A 17,762-nucleotide genomic window follows, 5' to 3' on the forward strand; every position below is an offset into this window, starting at 1 on the left:
AGTTCACCCCATTAAATATTAAGCAGATAAATTTTATATTCCTCTGCAATTTCTTCAACATCTATGATCAAATCACCTAGAATGTCCATTGCGATGTCATTGATCTCATCAATCAAGAGCTCTGACATTGTGCCGTTTACAGCCGCTAGCTTCTGTATGGTTTGTGTTCCATCCTCGTTTATAAGCGCAAGGAGCGCTTCATGCTGGAGTGGACTTAAAGCCTTAGCGAACTGCTCCCACTCCGTATCTACGTTTGCAGATTGAATTTCTTCTATCGTTAATTCAGGCTCAAGAGACTGGAGCGGTACAATGATTTCATCCTCAATATCTTCAAATTCTTCTTTTTGTACTACTTCTTCAAGCTCGGATTCCTCATTAGTAATCTCAAAACCGCTATCCTCAAGTTCCTCCAGCTCATTCATTTCCTCAACCGTAAGCATGGTTCGTACAATCTCGGAATCACTTTGCAGTCTTTCAAGCTTCTCACGGTCAATGACTACTGCTGGACCCTTATCCTCCAGTTTCTCTTTCTCAAACTCCCGCTTCAGGAAACGAGTGATTAGGTCATCCATATCCGCATCCACGTTAACCCCTTTGAGCCGACCTCGATATCCCATCAGTTCACGTAATTTATTCTCAGTCAATCGAAATAGCCTTGTAATCAAACTTCGAAGTGGTGCAGATTTACTAATACGCACAACCGGTATAAGTACAGAATAGCCATATAACGAAATATCATATACGGCGCTACGGAATAAATAACGCTCCCGCATCACTGAGGGACCAGGCGGGAACATTTCAACCAGATTCGAGCCATGTTTCCGCGTAACATAAGCGTTGATTAATGCCACTACCTGCGGAATATATCGTTCGAGGGCTTCTTTACCTTCCCCCATATAAAACTTCGATTTACTAATATCGTAGTCCGACATTGCTGTTAATACCGTAAAGGTTAGCTGCTCAGGAGCTACAGTAAGACATCTCTCTAACTCTAGCTCTGCCAGATCACCGGCAAGACCGCGTGAACGAGCAACGATTAAAGATAGAGGCACATCCAAATGATGAACAAACGAGTAGTCCGCAATCCAACCGCCCAAATATTGATCTAGACGTTTATAATTTTCTCGATAAGCTTCCCAGATTTGACTGAGCTGCTTATAGCCATCATAAGGATCTTTCCAACCTACACCATTAATAAGCTCATACACATGAAGAAATATATATGAAAGATCCGTTTTTGGATATCTACCCTGTCTAACTTCGTTACGCCAATAAAAATACCATCTACTTTGTGTGCCTGTCATATGACCATACGTGGGCCAGTAACTCTTAAATGGAACATATAGTGCCGAATCCTCGGTTCTATGTTCCAATTCCTTCGCTCTTGTTACAAACTGACCTTCGGTTGTTGTCACAGGCTCCGGGGTGTCAGTCTCTAGATCCCAAAGCTGTAACTGCAGAGAAGGCTCAGAAGATGTTTTGGGCTTCTCTTTATTTGCAGAAGATCTCTTAGGCAGCGCTGATTCTGATGAATTTCGCGGGGGTATCGGAACATTTTGTTCCGTACTTTCCCAGACTAGTTCCGTAAAATGAGGCTGCTTCCTATCCTTATTCATGTTCGATCGCTCCGTTCTTAATAAAAGAAGGACTAACGTAAAGTGTTTCCACTATATATAACTTCCGATATGTTAAAAAAAACGGCCCTGTTCACAACTGTGAAGGAACCGTTTTGTTCTTATTAAATATTAGCATTGTTGATAGATTAACATCAAGTATGTAATGAAGAATTATCATCTACAGAAGCTCCGTTCCCTTTGTCTCTTTTCCTAGGAAGAGCACTGCTAATGCACCGATAATAATCGTTACAAAAAACAACATGAAGATCGAGCCAATAGCTATAGATTTACCTACCAGCACCCCTACTAGTAAAGGTGCGATGATACCACCAATCCGGCCAAAGGAAGTTGCTAAACCAGCCCCTGTCGAACGAATAGCTGTTGGGTACAACTCTGGTGTATAAGCGTACATGCCGCCCCATGCTCCGAGATTAAAGAACGATAAGCAAATCCCCGCAGCCATTAGCATACCTTCTGTAGTTGCATTACCAAACCATGCAGCACTGACAGCAGTGAACAGCATATAAATGACTAAGACAAACTTACGGCCGAACTTTTCGATGAAATAAGCGGCAGTAAAGTAACCAGGCAGCTGTGCGAGTGTCATGATAAGCACGTATTCAAAGCTTTTAACCAAGCTAAAGCCTTTAAGAACCATAACTGTAGGTAACCACAGAAACATGCCATAATACGAAAACACCACGGTAAACCATAAAATCCACAGCATAATAGTAGAACGACGATACTCTGGTGACCATACCGTTGCGATACGTTTTTTCAAGGACACAGGCGCTTTCTTAATCTCTGCAAACTTCGGTGAATCGTCTATTGCTCGTCTTAAATATAGCGCATACAGAGCGGGAACAGCACCAATACCGAATGCTACACGCCAGCCATAATCAGGAATGACGAAGAATGCAATTAATGCAGAAGCGATCCATCCAACCGCCCAAAAGCTCTCCAGCAGCACAACCGCACGGCCTCTCTCACGGGCAGGCATACTTTCAGACACTAATGTTGAGGCGACAGGCAGCTCCCCGCCAAGTCCAAACCCAGCGATAAACCTGAGTACACAGAGTATTCCGAAGCCTGTAGCAAAAGCCGACAATCCACTTGCGGCCGAGAAAATCAGGAGTGTCCACAGTAGTATCGGTTTACGTCCAAAGCGATCTGCTAATATTCCTGCCGCTGCGGCACCTACAGCCATGCCCACGGAGTTAATACTTGTCAATATACCGATCTGCTCCGGTCCCAGACTCCAATCCTTGGCTAAAGCCGCGACAACAAAAGAAATCATCCCAACGTCCATCGCGTCGAACATCCAGCTTAAGCCTGCGCTGAAGAGCAGTTTCCTTTGTTTTGGATTCCGCAGCAGTGTCATTTGATTCACTTCCAAACCCCCTTATATCCAACATCTCTCTAATAAAACTACTTTTGATTGTTTCACTTATACATTTTAAAATTGTAGCGTTCAAAAATCAAGAAATAAAGCAGCATTAAAGTATTGTCTGGCAAGAGATTGAAAATAACAGGTCTGAACAGCAATCGTAGCTATCAGCAGTATATTGCGGACAGATTCTCTCTGAGATCTAGTTAGATGCGTCAGACGATTGATTACACGATCTGTGGAATTTCTAAGCAGGGAATCCTCTTTCCATGAAAACTCTTTATGCAACAGTTGATCTACCTTGCATTGCGTTTGTATAGTCGGATTACTCTTGATCTCCTCAAAAAGTCCAGCATATGCATAATACAGTTTTGCCGGTTCTATGAGATCATCATCGTCTCGATCTGGCTTTAAGAACATTAATCGGAATAGCTGACGGATACTTTCGAAATTAAGGGCAGATTTGAGATCATCGATCATAAATAGAAGCGCCGCCTGATTCACTGAATACTTCTTTCCTTCTCTTGGAGAACCGAGATACTCCTTAAAGTCACGCTTTACCCAGTTCTGCATAGTTGTCACAGTCAACGTGGAATACTCTATAAGATGGCCTAATGTAGCAATTTCACCAAGTGAAAAGCCTTTAACATTATCGCCCTTAATGATCTTTTGTAAAATGGGTGGAACATCTGTAGATAAAAAAGCGGGTAACGAAGTCCCCTTTTCTATTTCATCAAGATGAAATTTAGTCCATGCCTCTTGGAGGATATTCAGCGGTTTCCGGTCTGATAATCCGGTCAATGAGAGCAGAAGACTGGACATCTCCACACGAGTCAATGCAAATGATTCCATATCTGTTTCCCTCCACCATTTGATATTTCTCTGAAAAGTTCGTAGAATAGTTCATAAGAACTCATAATATGAGTATAACCTATTTTAGGAACGAAAGGGATGGTAAAGATTATATGGGTATAGGACTTAGTTTGACGTTGGTGGCTATTTTGATTATTTTAACCGCTTTTTTTGTAGCAACGGAATTTGCATTGGTGAGACTTAGAGGTAGCCAGATCAGTCAAATGGTGATCGATGGAAAGAAGAATGCGTTAGCTGTACAACGGGTTTCCGCTAATCTTGACGGATACTTATCCGCGTGTCAGCTCGGGATTACGATCACTGCTCTGGGTATTGGTGCACTAGCAGAACCGGCATTTGAGCAACTGCTCCTTCCGGTATTCGACTGGGCTAACATTAGTTCAAGTGTGAGTCACCCTCTTGCGTTTGCATTTGCATTCATTATTGCAACATTCCTACACGTCGTTGTCGGTGAACTTGCTCCGAAGACGGTAGCTATAAACATTCCGGAAAGAATTGGTCAAATTACATCACCGCTGATTATTTGGTTCTACAGAATTTTGTACCCACTCATTTGGTTTATGAACGGTTCCGCAAATTTGCTTGTTCGCCTTTTCGGGATGAAGCCTGCCAGTGAGCATGGAGACGCACATAGTGAAGACGAGATTCGTTTGATCTTGTCCGAGAGCTATGAAAGTGGAAAAATCAATAAAGCTGAATATGGCTATGTAAACCGTATCTTTACTTTTGATGAGATGTTGGCTAAAGAAATCATGGTTCCACGAACCGATATGGTATGTCTTTTCACCAATCATTCATTGAAAGAAAATTTCGAGATTATCCGCAAGGAACAATATACTCGTTTCCCGGTTGCAGAGGGTAGCAAGGATAATATCATCGGAATGATCAATACAAAACAGCTTTATTTGCAATATGATAACAATCCTGATTTTGATTTCAAAAGCTTGATCCAGCCTGTCCTGACCGTATCTGAGGTAACACCTGTTAAGAATCTTTTAACACGTATGCAAATGGAGCGGGTGCATATCGCCCTGCTGCTTGATGAATATGGCGGAACGTCTGGACTCATTACGATTGAAGATATTTTAGAAGAAATCGTTGGTGAAATTCGAGATGAATTTGACGGTGATGAACGCAGAGAAGTTGAGAAAATTAGCGATACAAATTATCTGTTCGACGGTAAGGTATCTCTAATTGAGGTCAAGGAACTCACCGGTCTTGATTTCGAAGATGAGGAAGTGACTACTATTGGAGGCTGGCTATACAGCCATATCCCAGATCCAGCCGTTGGTAAAAGTATTGTTCATGACCACGTAACCTTAATCATTCGTGAGATGAACAGATATCGTGTACGCAAGGTTGAAGTCATCATTGAGACTACAGAGAACACTGAATCTTCAGAGGTAGAGCATTCATAAGCTCTTAAACATAAAAAAAGGGTAGAGTCATCAGATTAAATCTGATCCTCTATCCTTTTTTCTTGTACCAGAATCTTACTCATGTAATATTCATCTAACCACTGGCCATCAATCACAAGCGATTTTCTTTTCGTCCCTTCGATCTCAAACCCATTTTTGATATAAAGAGATATAGCCAGCTCATTATGTGTCATGACTGTTAGCTCAAGTCTAACAATTTCAGTATCCCTAGCCCATCTATCCAACTCTCGAAATAGAGCCGCGCCGATTCCCTGACCTTGATATTGTCTTAGAATGCCAATGACTATGTACGCACTATGGCGATTGCGTCTAACACTTCCACCTCTAATCGACATAAAACCAATCAAAGAGTTATCTACCTCTGCGCCAATAAGGATTGAAGTATCTGTTGAAGCGAAGCTTTCGATCATCTCTTTGACCTGATGAAGACTTGATTGTCGTTCATCAGGTTCTAATAACATAAATTTCGTTTCCTGATCCAACTGATGCTGTAGACGAAGTAATTCCTCTGCATCCTCTGGAATCAGCACTTTAAGGGTAACCATCATCTCATCACTTCCAATCATAAATAGCTATAAGTACTTTTTGAACAGCTTACTGGAGCTGCTATTGTATCCAAGATGTTCGTAAAATTGATGTGCATCCTCCCTTCTGACCGCACTCGATAACATGATCTTAAGGGCTCCCCTAGAGGTGGCTACATGCTCAGCGTATCTCATTAATTTTGCTCCGTGTCCTTTCCCTCTCACCTCTTGTGCTATGATAACTCTTTCAATGACAGCAAAGGGTCGATCGTCACATAATGCATCCATACACAAATGAAGATGAAGCGTCCCAACAATAGTTCCTTCTTCTTCGCACACATAAAGAAAGCTATCCGTATTCTCAGCGATCCGCTTCAGTCGTTCTGGTGACACTTGAATAGCTGTTTGCTCAGGTAACAACATTCGATAAAGACTTTCAATATACACAGCGTCTTCAGGAACAGCTTCTCTTATCATCTGTCTATTCCTTTCTTACTCAATTTTAACAACGACAGACCATGATCACATTTCCATCAGGATCTTTAAAATTAAACCAATGGTCATGCTCGATATCTGTAAGAATCTCACCGCCATTTGCTTTCACATAATCATAAGCAGCATCTATATCTTCAGTATTTAGATGAAAAGAGGGAATATTAAGAACGGATTCAGAAGTGTAAATTTTGCTGTCTAATACGATTTCTGGTCCTTGCATGGGGATCACATATAAATGCCCGAATAATACTTCACCATCCAAAGGTAACCCAAGCAATTGACAATACCATTCTTTAGATTTCTCAATATCCTTTACCGGAATAAAAACCGCACCAATCTGATTCAGAATCGGACTTATCACCATTAAGAAAGCCTCCTCTTTAAGTTTGCAGAATAGGGTGTTATTCTAGAATAATTCGATAAAATATGTCAATTACCTCCCTCCCCTTAGGGAAGGTCTGGTAAGTTATGTTATAATTTTGTGAGCACTACTCTAATTTCACGTATGACAGGAGAATTGAATTGGCTAACCTGAACTTCGGTGGATTGAAACTAACTCCACCTAAAGTCTTATCACTAGGATTTGTAATACTTATCACCGCCGGAAGTATATTGCTCAGTCTCCCGGCCTCTTCAGTAGAAGGGAAAATTTCTTTTATTGATGCATTATTCATGGCAACATCGGCAACCTGTGTTACTGGTTTGGCAGTCATTGATACAGGGACACAGCTGACTACCTTTGGACAAGTTGTTCTACTCGTATTATTTCAGTTCGGCGGGCTGGGTTTTGTAACAATGGCTACATTGATTACTTTGGTCCTTAATAAACGAATATCCTTAAAAGAGCGAATTCTCATGCAAGAATCCATGAACCAAAATTCGATGCAAGGTATTGTACTGCTAATCCGCAGAGTGCTGATTTATTCCCTTGTTATTCAGCTTTCAGGTGCCTTCTTGTTTACCTTAAGGTTTATTATGGACATGCCTTTTGGGAAAGCTGTCTATTATGGAATTTTTCATAGTATATCTATCTTTAATAATGCAGGCTTCGACCTGTTTGGTGACATTCACGGACCCTTTAGCGGACTTACTCGGTATGTTAATGATCCTATTGTTAACTTTACCTCGATGGCCCTCATATTCCTTGGAGGGATCGGATTTATCGTCCTATCCGATGTGTTGGACTTTCCAAAACGCAAGAAGCTAACACTTCATTCAAAGGTTGTTCTTTCAACCTCTGCCATATTGATTGTCATTGGTGCTGCTCTATTTTTCTTGTTGGAGTTTAATTCTACGCTTAAGCCGTTGAGTGCTGGTGGGAAGATGATGGCCACCTTATTACAAGCGATAACGCCACGTTCAGGCGGTGTCACCACGATTGAAATACCACTTTTGCGGGAATCAACACAATTTCTTATGATTATGCTAATGTTCATAGGAGCTGCGCCTGGGTCTACTGGTGGGGGAATTAAGATTACTACATTCGCTATTCTGGTGGCTGCGGTATCTGCAAGGTTACGGGGTAAAGAGGATATTGTAATGTTTCGTTACCGGATTGCTAAAGAAAATGTCTATAGAGCTGTGACAATGACATTAATGTCTCTGATGCTAGTTGTCATCGCTACGATGTTGTTATCCGTAACAGAGGAGGCTGATTTCCTTGCTGTACTCTTTGAATCCGTTTCGGCATTCGGGACTTCCGGTCTCTCCATGGGACTTACACCAGAACTGACTACTGCGGGTAAACTGCTCATCATTATTCTAATGTTTCTGGGTCGGACGGGTCCGCTTACTTTAGCTTATGCACTCAAGCCTAAGGGAAGTAAGGAACTTTACCGCTATCCTGAAGGAAAGATTACAATCGGTTAAGGTGTGATGTAACCAGCGGCAATCAAAATTGCCGCTGTTAATCACATCAACAATTCTATGTTTTACTCTTCGACAATCTCTTGTTTATCTAGTGCTGCATCAAGCAACTGATTGTATATATCATCATCATTCTCAAGCAGCGCGTCAGTTTCTAAGAACTGCTCTTCGCTTCCAGGTTCACCTGCAAAGCTTAGGCTGTAATCCCATTCCGTTCCTCTTGTACTGAAAAAAGTAATCTCATATGGAGCCTTATGGTTTTCGAGAGTGAATATAGTCCTCCCTACATAGCTTTTATCCTCTTTACGGCTCATTTCAGCACTTACGATCTCTAAATTCATCCGCTAATCGTCCTTCCTTTCATCAAATCATTTCCTCTCTCAGTATAGCATTGAAATGAATGTAATTCCTCAATTTACACTGTAAATTCCATGTAATTGACTTTTTTCATCCGGCGGTTAATAATTTAGTACAATGCTTGTTTAGTACCAAACTATTAGCAAATGGAGGAAATATCGATGACTGATTTCGAAGCAAAGCTTAGTAAATATGCAGATCTAGCTGTGCAAATTGGGGTTAACGTTCAACCAGGACAAATTCTAGTGGTGAATGCGCCGATTCTTGCAGCAGATTTTGTTCGTATGATCACCGCCAAGGCATATGCGATTGGAGCAAGCTTGGTGAAGGTGAACTGGAGTGATGCGAGCATTACACGCCAGCAGTTTGAACATGCTGCTCCAGAAGTGTTCACTGAACCTCCTACTTGGTACGCAGGTGAAATGACCGAACTCGCCGAGAAGGGTGCAGCTATTCTTAACGTGATCGCGGAAGATCCTGATGCACTTAAAGGCATCGATCCCGTGCGCATTTCCAATTATCAAAAAGTTCGGGGAGCCGCACTCACCAAATATCGTGAAATGCAAATGTCCGACAAAGTTAGCTGGAGTATTGTTGCAGTACCATGTCAGGCATGGGCAGATAAAGTATTTCCGGATGTTCCAGCTGAAGAGCGTGTAAATAAGCTTTGGGAGGCTATTTTCCACACCGTACGCCTTGATCGTGAAGATCCGGTAGCTGCATGGCAGGAACATCTCGACACCTTAGATCAAAAAGCAAATGTACTCAACGCAAAAAAATATAAAAAGCTGCATTACATAGCACCTGGTACGGACCTAAGCATCGAGCTTCCAGAAGGCCATATTTGGGCACAAGGAGATAGCATTAATGCTAAAGGTCATTCTTTTGTAGCCAATATGCCTACCGAAGAAGTATTTACTGCTCCCCTAAAGACTGGTGTAAATGGCACCGTACGAAGCACAAAACCTCTTAGCCATGGTGGTAATATCATCGATGGATTCTCTATTACTTTTGAGAACGGACGAATTGTAAGTGTTAGTGCAGAGCAAGGCCAAGAAGCACTAGAACACCTCATTAGTATGGATGAAGGAGCAAAATACCTCGGTGAAGTTGCATTAGTTCCTCACAAGTCTCCTATCTCTGAGTCCAATATTCTTTATTACAATACCTTGTTTGATGAGAATGCATCCAATCACCTAGCAATAGGTATGGCTTATGCTTTCTGCTTAGAGGGCGGTAAAGATATGACTCCTGATGAACTGATTGCACATGGTTTGAATAATAGTGTCACCCATGTTGATTTCATGATCGGTTCAGCGGAGATGAACATTTATGGTATCTCTGCTGATGGAACCGAAGAACCCGTATTCCTAAATGGAAACTGGGCGTTCTAATTATTGCAACTATGAAATAAAAGACTAGAGATATTGGGAGGAGTTGAGATTATGTTGGACTTCAAGCAAAAACTTGAAAATTATGCGTTGCTGGCAGTGAAGATTGGTGTAAATATCCAACCTGGGCAGACCCTTGTTGTAAATTCCGACATCGTTTCTGCTGAACTAGTACGTCTTGTGGTACGTAAAGCCTATGAAGCGGGTGCGAAGCTCGTCAAGGTTAATTATAGTGACGAGGTTGTTACACGGACACGTTATGACCTTGCTCCCTCCGATTCCTTCTTGGAACCGCCGCAATGGCAAGCGGATGAATTGGAAGATCTGGCTAAAAAGGGGGCTGCATTTCTTTCAATAACATCAACGAATCCAGATCTATTGAGCGGTGTTGAAGCAGGAAGAATTGCGGATAATCAGCGGATCTCCGGACAGACATTAGCTCCATATCGTGAATTGTTAATGGGGAATCACGCGAGCTGGAGTATTGTAGCCTTCCCATCACCATCGTGGGCGGCAAAGGTATTCCCTGAGGCAGCACCTGATCAGCAGATTGATTTGCTATGGGAAGCTATATTTAAAGCCACACGTGCGGATCAAGTTGATCCTATTCAAGCCTGGAGTCAACATTTAGAGGGTCTAAAAGCACGTTGTGCTACATTGAATGATAATAAGTTCCGTAAGCTGCATTATACAGCGCCAGGAACCGATTTGACGATTGAGCTTCCTGCGGGGCATATTTGGTGTCAGGCGGGAGCTGTTAATGGCAAAGGTGTTCCTTTCCTCGCCAATATCCCAACTGAAGAAGTATTTACTGCCCCACTGAAGTCTGGTGTGAACGGTAAGGTAAGCAGCACTAAACCGCTTAGCTACGGTGGGAATCTTATTGACAACTTCACCCTCACCTTTGAGAACGGTAAAGTAACGGATTTCACAGCTGAACAAGGTTCAGAAACCCTAGCTTCCCTTATCGCGTTAGATGAGGGTTCAGCTTATTTGGGAGAAGTCGCGTTGGTGCCTTTCCACTCCCCGATCTCAGAGAGCGGTATTCTATATTACACTACGTTGTTTGATGAGAATGCATCCTGCCATTTGGCGTTAGGTGCAGCATATGCCTTTACCCTTCACGAGGGGACGACAATGACCAAAGAACAATTGCAGGAAAAAGGAATGAACCAAAGCCATACACATGTTGATTTTATGATGGGATCACCTGAAATGAGCATAGATGGTATTAAGGATGATGGAACAACCGTACCTATCTTCCGTGACGGCGATTGGGCTTAGTTTGTCCGCTTAAATTATTGAATAAATAAAATGCCAAACAACCTGCTTGGTTCCTCTTCCGAGGACAAAAGCAGGTTGTTTTTTATTGCATACTAGATATTCAGAAAATAAATAGTCCAAATTTGAATAAAAGTTCAATAATTGTTCACACTATTGTTGATTTCCGTTCACAAATATGTCACAATACAGTTAAGGATTGAATTTCCAAGGAGGGGATTATCATGTTAAGAGATCCAATATCCAATGAAATTGACAGCGTTGAAGAAGAACAGCTAGAAATTCAAGCACCGGTGGATTCAAGAATTGTTGCATCTAATGCAATCAAATATACCGCCTATGTTATGCTGTTTTTCGGATTCTTGTATTTCCTGATTGCTTACTTGGCACCAATGTTGGAACAATAATGTGATGGATATGACTTTATTAGAAAACGCTTACGGTTAATCACTCTCATGGGAGTAGTGATTAACCGTTTTTATTGACTACAACATCGTTTCTTCTTATTTCCATGAGAATGCTTTGTTCGCCCATGCAATTGCTGAAGGCGACCATATGTCACTCATTCCGGATTGTAACCAAGCAACTGCCTCTCCTCTGTCTCCCTCAAATGTGGAAAGACCGTTATCTTCCATCCAATGACTTACGGTCTCAAACGAGGTGCTACTCCAGCCATTTTTCTCTCCTTCTGCATTTTTGCGTTCTTTTACACCTGAAATAACGATGTCTAGTGAAGCCTGAAGCTCCGTAACCGCATTATCGAATGCCGTCTTCATTTCTTTAGCTTTCATATCAGCTTCCGCACGAAGGATACGCGTATCAATCCCTTGATGTTCACGGATAATTTGTAGTAAGGCAACTGCTTCTCTGCTTGCCAATCCGTCATTATATCGTTCTTCTATAGATTTATTACTGCCTACAGCTGCAACAAATGCTGGAAACCAGTCTCTAGAGACTAAGATAGCTTTTTTCTTAACAAACTTCCCATATCCGGCTAGACCTTCACCAGGAAACCTTACACGCCATGACCACGGATCTAGCTCTGATCCTGTATGCCAATTCTCCGCTTTCGTTAATCCGTTTAAAGATGGGTGCTCAGGAATCAGGGTTGCAAGCGGCAATATCCCAATCTTGGCGACAATTGCTGCAGCTTCTTCAAAAGTGGTGACACTGCCTTCTTCATATCCCGTATACATCACTACATCATCTCCTATGTACTCCATTAATTAGACTTCATATTTCCTATCCCAGCAATAAAAGTGCTGATGAGCCGAGATAGACTTACATTCGTATCAAGAGGCAATCCAAAACCGCCTTTTTGCTCCAAAGAGGCAAATCCATGCAGAATACTTCGTAACCCGCGTACGGCATGAATTACTCCTTCCTCACCTAATTGATAATCCTTCATCACATGAATGATCAGCTGCAAAATATGATCACTTGCCGTTTCCAGCTCCGTATTTGCCTGTTCAGGGGATCGCAGCGTTGTCTCGTATAATCCTGGTCGGGCTCGTGCAAAGTCCACATATGCTCGCCCCATCGCCTGTACAGCGTCGTCTCCACTAAAGCCTTTAGCGGCGTTGTTCATTACATTGGAAAGCTCGCCTAGTCCATAAATCGCAAGTTGTGTGCGCAATTCCTGTAGCCCGTTAATATGATTGTATAAAGACGGAGAACGAACACCTAGTTTGTTAGCCAATGCGGCTAAGGTTACGGCCTCTATTCCTTCATGATCGGCGATTTCTGCTGCTGCAATAACTAGCGTACGACGATCTAATCCTGCTCTAGGTGACATTTTAATTACTCCTATCTTGAATCATTTGTGCTTTGTGAATAGCTTTCTCCATGGTTTGTAATGGGTTCCTAAGTAAGTCTCCATGTCCAGTAGCCAGTATAGTCGGGGAAGCCTCTAGAAGCTTAGTCGCACTTTTTAATGCTTGTTCTTTACTCCAGGTTGCCATAGCCGGAAACGGAAACCAAGGAATTATGGTGCCTGAAACAGCGGTTCCTCGGAAGGTTTGAAAAGCATCTCCAACGATAACAGCGCCGCTTCGAGAATCAATGAAAGACATAGATCCAGGAGTATGACCAGGAGTTAGAATTGCTGTTAATGAACCTATGGTATCTCCATCATGGAGCAATACATCTGGTCTCGTTGTTACCTTCTTGGGCACGCCTCCCTTTATAGGAGTCTGAGGTTCCCCCTCACGAAGTGAACGATCTCCGCGTAGCAATGCCGCATCCCTTTCAGAAATGTACACCTGAGCGTCTGGGAGCTGCTTCTTCAGCTCATCCAGTGCACCTACATGATCGTCATGCGCATGCGTTAATATAATACGAGTGATCTTCTTATCTAGTTTCGTTGCGGTATCTATAATTCCTTTTACACTGAACGGCATGGCTGCATCTATCAAAGTCAATTCATTCTCTTCCTCAATCATGTAACAATTCACAGGAAACACTCTTGGCATCCAAGTCAGCTGTAGCAAAAAAGCTTCACGTGTTACTCTCATGATAACCCCTCCACAAAACTAATGGTATTAGCTTAAATATAAACTAATCATATTAGTTTCGCAAGAGTGAATGATCCATTCTTCTAACCATTTTTATCTGCACAAACACTTTTACAAAAGAATAATCAAGAAACCCAAGAACACTAACATAAACCATGTCTACTAGACATCTGGATTTCAGTAATAATCAACTCATCCTAAATTCCTGACCCTTTCAATCTTATTCCTCCCAAAAAATATCGTTTAATGATCGATCTAATGCCTTGCATATGGCTATGCACAATTTAAGTGTCGGATTATAGTTCCCGGCTTCAATCAGGCCAATCGTCTGTCTTGTAACCCCTACTACTTCTGCTAACTGTTCTTGGGAAAGATCTTTTTGTATACGAGCCAGTTTCATCTTGATGTTCTTGTTCTCCCCCACGCCAATTCCTCCTTATGTAGATACATCCATTTTACCCAATTGTAATCTATACCAATCATTGTGTACATTATATATTGCTTTTAACATGCTGACCGATGTATCTACACAATTCAATATCACAGTTTCTTTGACGAGTTCTAAGCAACAAAAAAAGCACCCCTTCGGATGCTTTAGACATATATTCCTTTGATAATCTCTATTCAAATACCGTATAGTATCCTGCTTATTCCACTACATCGTTCTCTGGATAGCTATCAATGATCTGCAGTAGTTCCGAAGCATCCGTCCGTGGACGGCTGTCTGGCACGGTTTCCGGATATCCGGCATGAATCATGGCAATTATTTTTTCACCTGGCTTCACGCCAATTTTGCTGCGGAAATCAGGATTATTGATATAAGGATCGGTCTTCCAAATCGTGCCTACGCCTTGTTCCCAAGCCGCTAGCTGAAAGTTCTGTACAAGTGCGGACGCTGCTGCAAAATCCTCATCCCACTCTCTCTGCCGAGGATCTTCAGGCATCACCACAATTAACGTTAAAGGAATATTTGAGATATATTCTTTTCGCTTAGCAGCCACTTCAGGATCAGAAAAAGCACGTTTCACGAAAGCAAATGCCGCTTCAGCCAAGAACTTTGTACCATCACCTTGAAAAGCAATAAATCTCCACGGCTCACGCACCCCATGATTGGGCGCCCATACAGCTACATTTAACAATTCCTCTAATAGACCTTGTGGCAGTGGATCTTTTTTAAAAAGCTTAATAGAGCGTCTTTCTCTTATTACTTCAGCTACGCTATTCTTTTGAGTCGGTTGAGTTTGTGTCATGAGATCCACTCCCTATAGTAATAATGATAATCATTATCATTAATGATACAGTATCTATCTGGCTTTTGCAAATAATAGAAACAAAAAAACACCGTTCCCTAAGGAACGATGTTGAAAGGCTTCAGCCGAAACGACCCATGATATATTCTTGTGTCATTTGATTCTCAGGATTTGTAAAGACTTTATCCGTCTTATCGTATTCTACAAGAGATCCAAGATAAAAGTAAGCCGTATAATCAGAAATCCGTGCAGCTTGCTGCATGTTGTGTGTCACAATTACAATGCGAAGCTCTTCTTTTAACTCCTTGATGAGCTCCTCAACTTTACCAGTAGAAACCGGATCTAGTGCGGAGGCTGGTTCGTCCAAGAGTAGAATTTGTGGGTTAACTGACAACGCTCTTGCAATACAAAGACGCTGCTGTTGTCCACCGGACAAAGCTAATGCTGAATCTTTTAAACGGTCCTTCACTTCATCCCACAATGCTGCTTTACGAAGGCTGCTCTCTACGATCTCATCAAGTGCTTTTTTTCCTTTAACACCATGGTACTTAGGTCCAAAGGCGATGTTATCATAAATGGATTTATAGAACGGATTCGGCTTTTGCCAAACCATCCCGATCTTCTGACGCAGTTTGATCACGTCTGTTCCAGGAGCATTAATATCAACGCCATCTATCCAGATGCTTCCTTTGGTTGTTGATCCGGAGATTTCGTCATTCATACGGTTCAGTGAACGAAGAAAGGTTGATTTACCGCAGCCGGATGGGCCGATCAGTGCAGTAACCGTATTTTCAGCAAAAGGAAGACTAATCCCCTTTACTGCCTCATATGTTCCATAAAAAATACTCAGGTCCTCGGTTTGAAAAGATTCACGCACTGCTGTTGCCGACGTTCCCATCGATTACTCCTCCTACATCTCTACTTTAGTTTTTAGGAATTAGTTCATTCTTTTTGAAGCTGTAAGCTTACGATAAATAAATCTACCGAAATAACGTGCTGCCAAGTTGAAGATTAACACCATAATTACAAGTACTGCTGAAGCTCCCGCAGCAATTTGCGCGGCATCAGGAGCAAGGCCTTCACTATTTACCTTCCAGATATGAACAGCCAGTGTTTCAGCTGGACGGAAAGGATTCAGTGGTGAGTTCGGACTAAGTGGATTCCAGTTGGTGAAATCTAGTCTTGGACTACTCATTCCTGCAGTGAACATCAACGCGGCTGCTTCCCCAAAGACACGGCCAGCGGACAAAATAGTACCGGTAATAATTGTTGGTAATGCTACTGGAAACAACACGGAGGTTACGATTTTCCACTTGGATAATCCTAGTGCAAAACCAGCCTCTTTTTGTTGCTTCGGAACACTACGGAAAGCTTGCTCAGTAATCCGAACCATCAGCGGTAGATTAAAGACCGTCAATGCCAGTGCTCCAGAGATTAAGGAAAAGCCAAGATTAAAATAGTTAACAATCAGCAATAGACCAAACAAGCCGACTACGATTGAAGGGAACGATGATAATACCTCAACAATTAAGCGAATAAAGCCGGTGATTTTCCCTGGACGAGCATATTCAGCCATGTAAATACCGGCACCCAGTCCAAGAGGTACTGTAATTATTAGCGTGAGTACCAAAAGGAATAAGGAGTTGAATAGCTGAGGGCCAATTCCTCCACCTGCTCGAATTTTTTGCGGTGCAGAGAATAGAAAATCCCAACTAATGTGACTAAGACCTCGAAAGAGGATATATCCTAATAGACCAACCAGAATAGCTACGATGAGCAATGCGAAAAACACAATAAGGCTTGTGGCAATTTTATTTACGGTTCTCGGCTTCAAATCTTATTTCTCCTTTCAAGCAGTCTCACAAAGAAGACAAATACAAAGGTCATCAGCATAAGAACCAGTGCCATACTCCACAGAGCATTATTGTGCGCAGAGCCCATGGTTGTGTTCCCCATTCCAAGCGTGATTACACTCGTCAGGGTAGAAGCTGATTCAAAGAGTGATTTTGGTACGAATGGCGCATTCCCGATAACCATCTGTACAGCAAGGGCTTCACCGAATGCACGTGCCATCCCCAGTACAATACCAGTCATAATAGCAGGAAACGTTGTCGGAATAATCACTCGAGAGATCGTCTGCCACCGGGTGGCACCAAGCGCATAGGAGGATTCCTTTAAATTTTGCGGCAATGAAGCCAGCGCGTCTGCAGCCACGCTTGTAATCGTCGGAAGAATCATGACCGAGAGCACAAGCGCGCCTGCAGCTACCCCGATGCCTTGACCAGGCAGGTTGTTGCGTAGAAACGGTACAATAACACTTAATCCGATGAAACCATACACAACTGAAGGGATACCTGCCAACAGCTCGATTACAGGCTGAAGCAATTTTTTGCCCCATCCTGGGACAATCTCAGTCATGAACAGCGCAGCGCAAAGGCTAAGTGGACTAGCAATCAATGCTGCAAGAAGAGTAACTAAGAAGGATCCAGTGATAAACGGAAAAGCACCAAAGGATGGCGTATCTGCTTCAGGTGACCACTTTGTTCCGAATAGAAAATCAGTAACGCTAACATCACCGCTTGTGAAAGTTGAAATACCTTTAGACGCCACAAAATATACCATCGATACAATGATTGTTATCAATAGCAGTACACAGAAGGACATATATGTACGTCCCACAAAATCTTCAATATGATGTTTCTCGATGCGTGAGTTCTTTAGTTTCACCCTCAATTGCTCCCTCTTTCTAAAGTGAAAAGAGAGGCAGATG

The 17,762-nt window shown here is 42.3% G+C and carries 20 protein-coding genes; 5 read left to right on the top strand and 15 right to left on the bottom strand.

Annotated elements, in window-relative coordinates; all coding sequences use genetic code 11:
• Positions 1–11: 11 nt before the first annotated feature.
• The 3 genes from R50345_RS15915 to R50345_RS15925 form a co-directional block, all read right to left on the bottom strand.
• Positions 12–1,616 carry a TerB N-terminal domain-containing protein gene (locus tag R50345_RS15915; RefSeq protein WP_042128104.1) on the bottom strand — a complete coding sequence of 535 codons (1,605 nt, stop codon included), beginning with the start codon at positions 1,614–1,616 and terminating at the stop codon, positions 12–14.
• A gap of 178 nt (positions 1,617–1,794) precedes the next feature.
• Positions 1,795–2,997: an MFS transporter gene (locus R50345_RS15920; protein ID WP_042132220.1), complete on the bottom strand. Its 1,203-nt coding sequence runs from the start codon at positions 2,995–2,997 to the stop codon at positions 1,795–1,797.
• Positions 2,998–3,087: 90 nt separating this feature from the next.
• Complete coding sequence (locus R50345_RS15925; protein WP_042128106.1) at positions 3,088–3,855, bottom strand: DUF1836 domain-containing protein; 768 nt, start codon at positions 3,853–3,855, stop codon at positions 3,088–3,090.
• Positions 3,856–3,968: 113 nt separating this feature from the next.
• Here R50345_RS15925 and R50345_RS15930 point away from each other — a divergent pair, with 113 nt between their 5' ends.
• Positions 3,969–5,294, top strand: coding sequence for a hemolysin family protein (locus R50345_RS15930; protein WP_042128108.1), 1,326 nt, complete (start codon positions 3,969–3,971; stop codon positions 5,292–5,294).
• A 35-nt stretch (positions 5,295–5,329) separates the two neighbouring features.
• Here the strand turns inward: R50345_RS15930 and R50345_RS15935 are convergent, their stop codons facing one another.
• From R50345_RS15935 to R50345_RS15945, 3 genes are read right to left on the bottom strand one after another with little or no spacing between them, the layout of a single operon-like run.
• Entirely contained in the window at positions 5,330–5,863 is a 534-nt protein-coding gene (locus tag R50345_RS15935; protein ID WP_042128110.1) for a GNAT family N-acetyltransferase, read from the bottom strand.
• Positions 5,864–5,887: 24 nt separating this feature from the next.
• Positions 5,888–6,316 (bottom strand): GNAT family N-acetyltransferase, encoded by a 429-nt coding sequence (locus tag R50345_RS15940; protein ID WP_042128112.1) that lies wholly within the window; start codon positions 6,314–6,316, stop codon positions 5,888–5,890.
• Positions 6,317–6,341: 25 nt separating this feature from the next.
• Positions 6,342–6,698: a VOC family protein gene (locus tag R50345_RS15945; RefSeq protein ID WP_375103045.1), complete on the bottom strand. Its 357-nt coding sequence runs from the start codon at positions 6,696–6,698 to the stop codon at positions 6,342–6,344.
• A gap of 158 nt (positions 6,699–6,856) precedes the next feature.
• On the opposite strand from R50345_RS15945, the gene R50345_RS15950 reads away from it, so the two are divergent.
• A complete protein-coding gene (locus R50345_RS15950; RefSeq protein WP_042128114.1) occupies positions 6,857–8,203 on the top strand; it encodes a TrkH family potassium uptake protein in 1,347 nt (448 codons plus the stop codon).
• A gap of 62 nt (positions 8,204–8,265) precedes the next feature.
• On the opposite strand, the gene R50345_RS15955 is transcribed toward R50345_RS15950, so the two are convergent.
• Positions 8,266–8,541: a hypothetical protein gene (locus tag R50345_RS15955; protein ID WP_042128116.1), complete on the bottom strand. Its 276-nt coding sequence runs from the start codon at positions 8,539–8,541 to the stop codon at positions 8,266–8,268.
• A gap of 177 nt (positions 8,542–8,718) precedes the next feature.
• Between R50345_RS15955 and R50345_RS15960 the strand changes: the two genes are divergently transcribed.
• From R50345_RS15960 to R50345_RS15970, 3 genes are all read left to right on the top strand, one after another.
• A complete protein-coding gene (locus R50345_RS15960) occupies positions 8,719–9,951 on the top strand; it encodes an aminopeptidase (protein WP_042128118.1) in 1,233 nt (410 codons plus the stop codon).
• Between the two features lie 51 nt (positions 9,952–10,002).
• A complete protein-coding gene (locus R50345_RS15965; RefSeq protein WP_042128120.1) occupies positions 10,003–11,232 on the top strand; it encodes an aminopeptidase in 1,230 nt (409 codons plus the stop codon).
• 221 nt (positions 11,233–11,453) lie between these two features.
• Positions 11,454–11,636 (top strand): hypothetical protein, encoded by a 183-nt coding sequence (locus R50345_RS15970; protein WP_042128123.1) that lies wholly within the window; start codon positions 11,454–11,456, stop codon positions 11,634–11,636.
• Positions 11,637–11,732: 96 nt separating this feature from the next.
• Here R50345_RS15970 and R50345_RS15975 read toward each other — a convergent pair whose 3' ends face one another.
• The 8 genes from R50345_RS15975 to pstC all read right to left on the bottom strand — a co-directional run bounded on the left by R50345_RS15975 (position 11,733) and on the right by pstC (position 17,725).
• On the bottom strand, positions 11,733–12,425 hold the full coding sequence (locus R50345_RS15975; RefSeq protein ID WP_042128124.1) for an AlkZ-related protein: 693 nt from the start codon (positions 12,423–12,425) through the stop codon (positions 11,733–11,735).
• A 26-nt stretch (positions 12,426–12,451) separates the two neighbouring features.
• Complete coding sequence (locus tag R50345_RS15980) at positions 12,452–13,024, bottom strand: TetR/AcrR family transcriptional regulator (RefSeq protein ID WP_042128126.1); 573 nt, start codon at positions 13,022–13,024, stop codon at positions 12,452–12,454.
• A gap of 1 nt (position 13,025) precedes the next feature.
• Positions 13,026–13,742, bottom strand: a complete 717-nt coding sequence (locus tag R50345_RS15985; RefSeq protein WP_042128128.1) for an MBL fold metallo-hydrolase — start codon at positions 13,740–13,742, stop codon at positions 13,026–13,028.
• 220 nt (positions 13,743–13,962) lie between these two features.
• Positions 13,963–14,142 (bottom strand): helix-turn-helix transcriptional regulator, encoded by a 180-nt coding sequence (locus tag R50345_RS15990; RefSeq protein WP_042132222.1) that lies wholly within the window; start codon positions 14,140–14,142, stop codon positions 13,963–13,965.
• A gap of 247 nt (positions 14,143–14,389) precedes the next feature.
• Positions 14,390–14,992, bottom strand: coding sequence for a nitroreductase family protein (locus R50345_RS15995; RefSeq protein WP_042128130.1), 603 nt, complete (start codon positions 14,990–14,992; stop codon positions 14,390–14,392).
• 121 nt (positions 14,993–15,113) lie between these two features.
• Positions 15,114–15,890, bottom strand: a complete 777-nt coding sequence (pstB, locus tag R50345_RS16000) for a phosphate ABC transporter ATP-binding protein PstB (protein ID WP_042128132.1) — start codon at positions 15,888–15,890, stop codon at positions 15,114–15,116.
• A gap of 39 nt (positions 15,891–15,929) precedes the next feature.
• Positions 15,930–16,826 (bottom strand): phosphate ABC transporter permease PstA, encoded by an 897-nt coding sequence (pstA, locus tag R50345_RS16005; protein WP_042128135.1) that lies wholly within the window; start codon positions 16,824–16,826, stop codon positions 15,930–15,932.
• Positions 16,823–17,725 carry a phosphate ABC transporter permease subunit PstC gene (gene pstC, locus R50345_RS16010; protein WP_042128137.1) on the bottom strand — a complete coding sequence of 301 codons (903 nt, stop codon included), beginning with the start codon at positions 17,723–17,725 and terminating at the stop codon, positions 16,823–16,825. The genes pstA and pstC overlap by 4 nt, the downstream gene beginning before the upstream one ends.
• Between the last annotated feature and the right edge of the window lie 37 nt (positions 17,726–17,762).

Source organism: Paenibacillus sp. FSL R5-0345, assembly GCF_000758585.1.
Taxonomy (GTDB): Bacteria; Bacillota; Bacilli; order Paenibacillales; family Paenibacillaceae; genus Paenibacillus_AQ.

Excerpts from the sequence above, each read along its gene's own strand:
- R50345_RS15915 (WP_042128104.1), bottom strand. The coding sequence starts at position 1,616 with ATGAATAAGGATAGGAAGCAGCCTCATTTTACGGAACTAGTCTGGGAA.
- R50345_RS15920 (WP_042132220.1), bottom strand. The coding sequence starts at position 2,997 with ATGACACTGCTGCGGAATCCAAAACAAAGGAAACTGCTCTTCAGCGCA.
- R50345_RS15925 (WP_042128106.1), bottom strand. The coding sequence starts at position 3,855 with ATGGAATCATTTGCATTGACTCGTGTGGAGATGTCCAGTCTTCTGCTC.
- R50345_RS15930 (WP_042128108.1), top strand. The coding sequence starts at position 3,969 with ATGGGTATAGGACTTAGTTTGACGTTGGTGGCTATTTTGATTATTTTA.
- R50345_RS15935 (WP_042128110.1), bottom strand. The coding sequence starts at position 5,863 with ATGATGGTTACCCTTAAAGTGCTGATTCCAGAGGATGCAGAGGAATTA.
- R50345_RS15940 (WP_042128112.1), bottom strand. The coding sequence starts at position 6,316 with ATGATAAGAGAAGCTGTTCCTGAAGACGCTGTGTATATTGAAAGTCTT.
- R50345_RS15945 (WP_375103045.1), bottom strand. The coding sequence starts at position 6,698 with ATGGTGATAAGTCCGATTCTGAATCAGATTGGTGCGGTTTTTATTCCG.
- R50345_RS15955 (WP_042128116.1), bottom strand. The coding sequence starts at position 8,541 with ATGAATTTAGAGATCGTAAGTGCTGAAATGAGCCGTAAAGAGGATAAA.
- R50345_RS15960 (WP_042128118.1), top strand. The coding sequence starts at position 8,719 with ATGACTGATTTCGAAGCAAAGCTTAGTAAATATGCAGATCTAGCTGTG.
- R50345_RS15965 (WP_042128120.1), top strand. The coding sequence starts at position 10,003 with ATGTTGGACTTCAAGCAAAAACTTGAAAATTATGCGTTGCTGGCAGTG.
- R50345_RS15970 (WP_042128123.1), top strand. The coding sequence starts at position 11,454 with ATGTTAAGAGATCCAATATCCAATGAAATTGACAGCGTTGAAGAAGAA.
- R50345_RS15975 (WP_042128124.1), bottom strand. The coding sequence starts at position 12,425 with ATGTATACGGGATATGAAGAAGGCAGTGTCACCACTTTTGAAGAAGCT.
- R50345_RS15980 (WP_042128126.1), bottom strand. The coding sequence starts at position 13,024 with ATGTCACCTAGAGCAGGATTAGATCGTCGTACGCTAGTTATTGCAGCA.
- R50345_RS15985 (WP_042128128.1), bottom strand. The coding sequence starts at position 13,742 with ATGAGAGTAACACGTGAAGCTTTTTTGCTACAGCTGACTTGGATGCCA.
- R50345_RS15990 (WP_042132222.1), bottom strand. The coding sequence starts at position 14,142 with ATGAAACTGGCTCGTATACAAAAAGATCTTTCCCAAGAACAGTTAGCA.
- R50345_RS15995 (WP_042128130.1), bottom strand. The coding sequence starts at position 14,992 with ATGACACAAACTCAACCGACTCAAAAGAATAGCGTAGCTGAAGTAATA.
- pstB (WP_042128132.1), bottom strand. The coding sequence starts at position 15,890 with ATGGGAACGTCGGCAACAGCAGTGCGTGAATCTTTTCAAACCGAGGAC.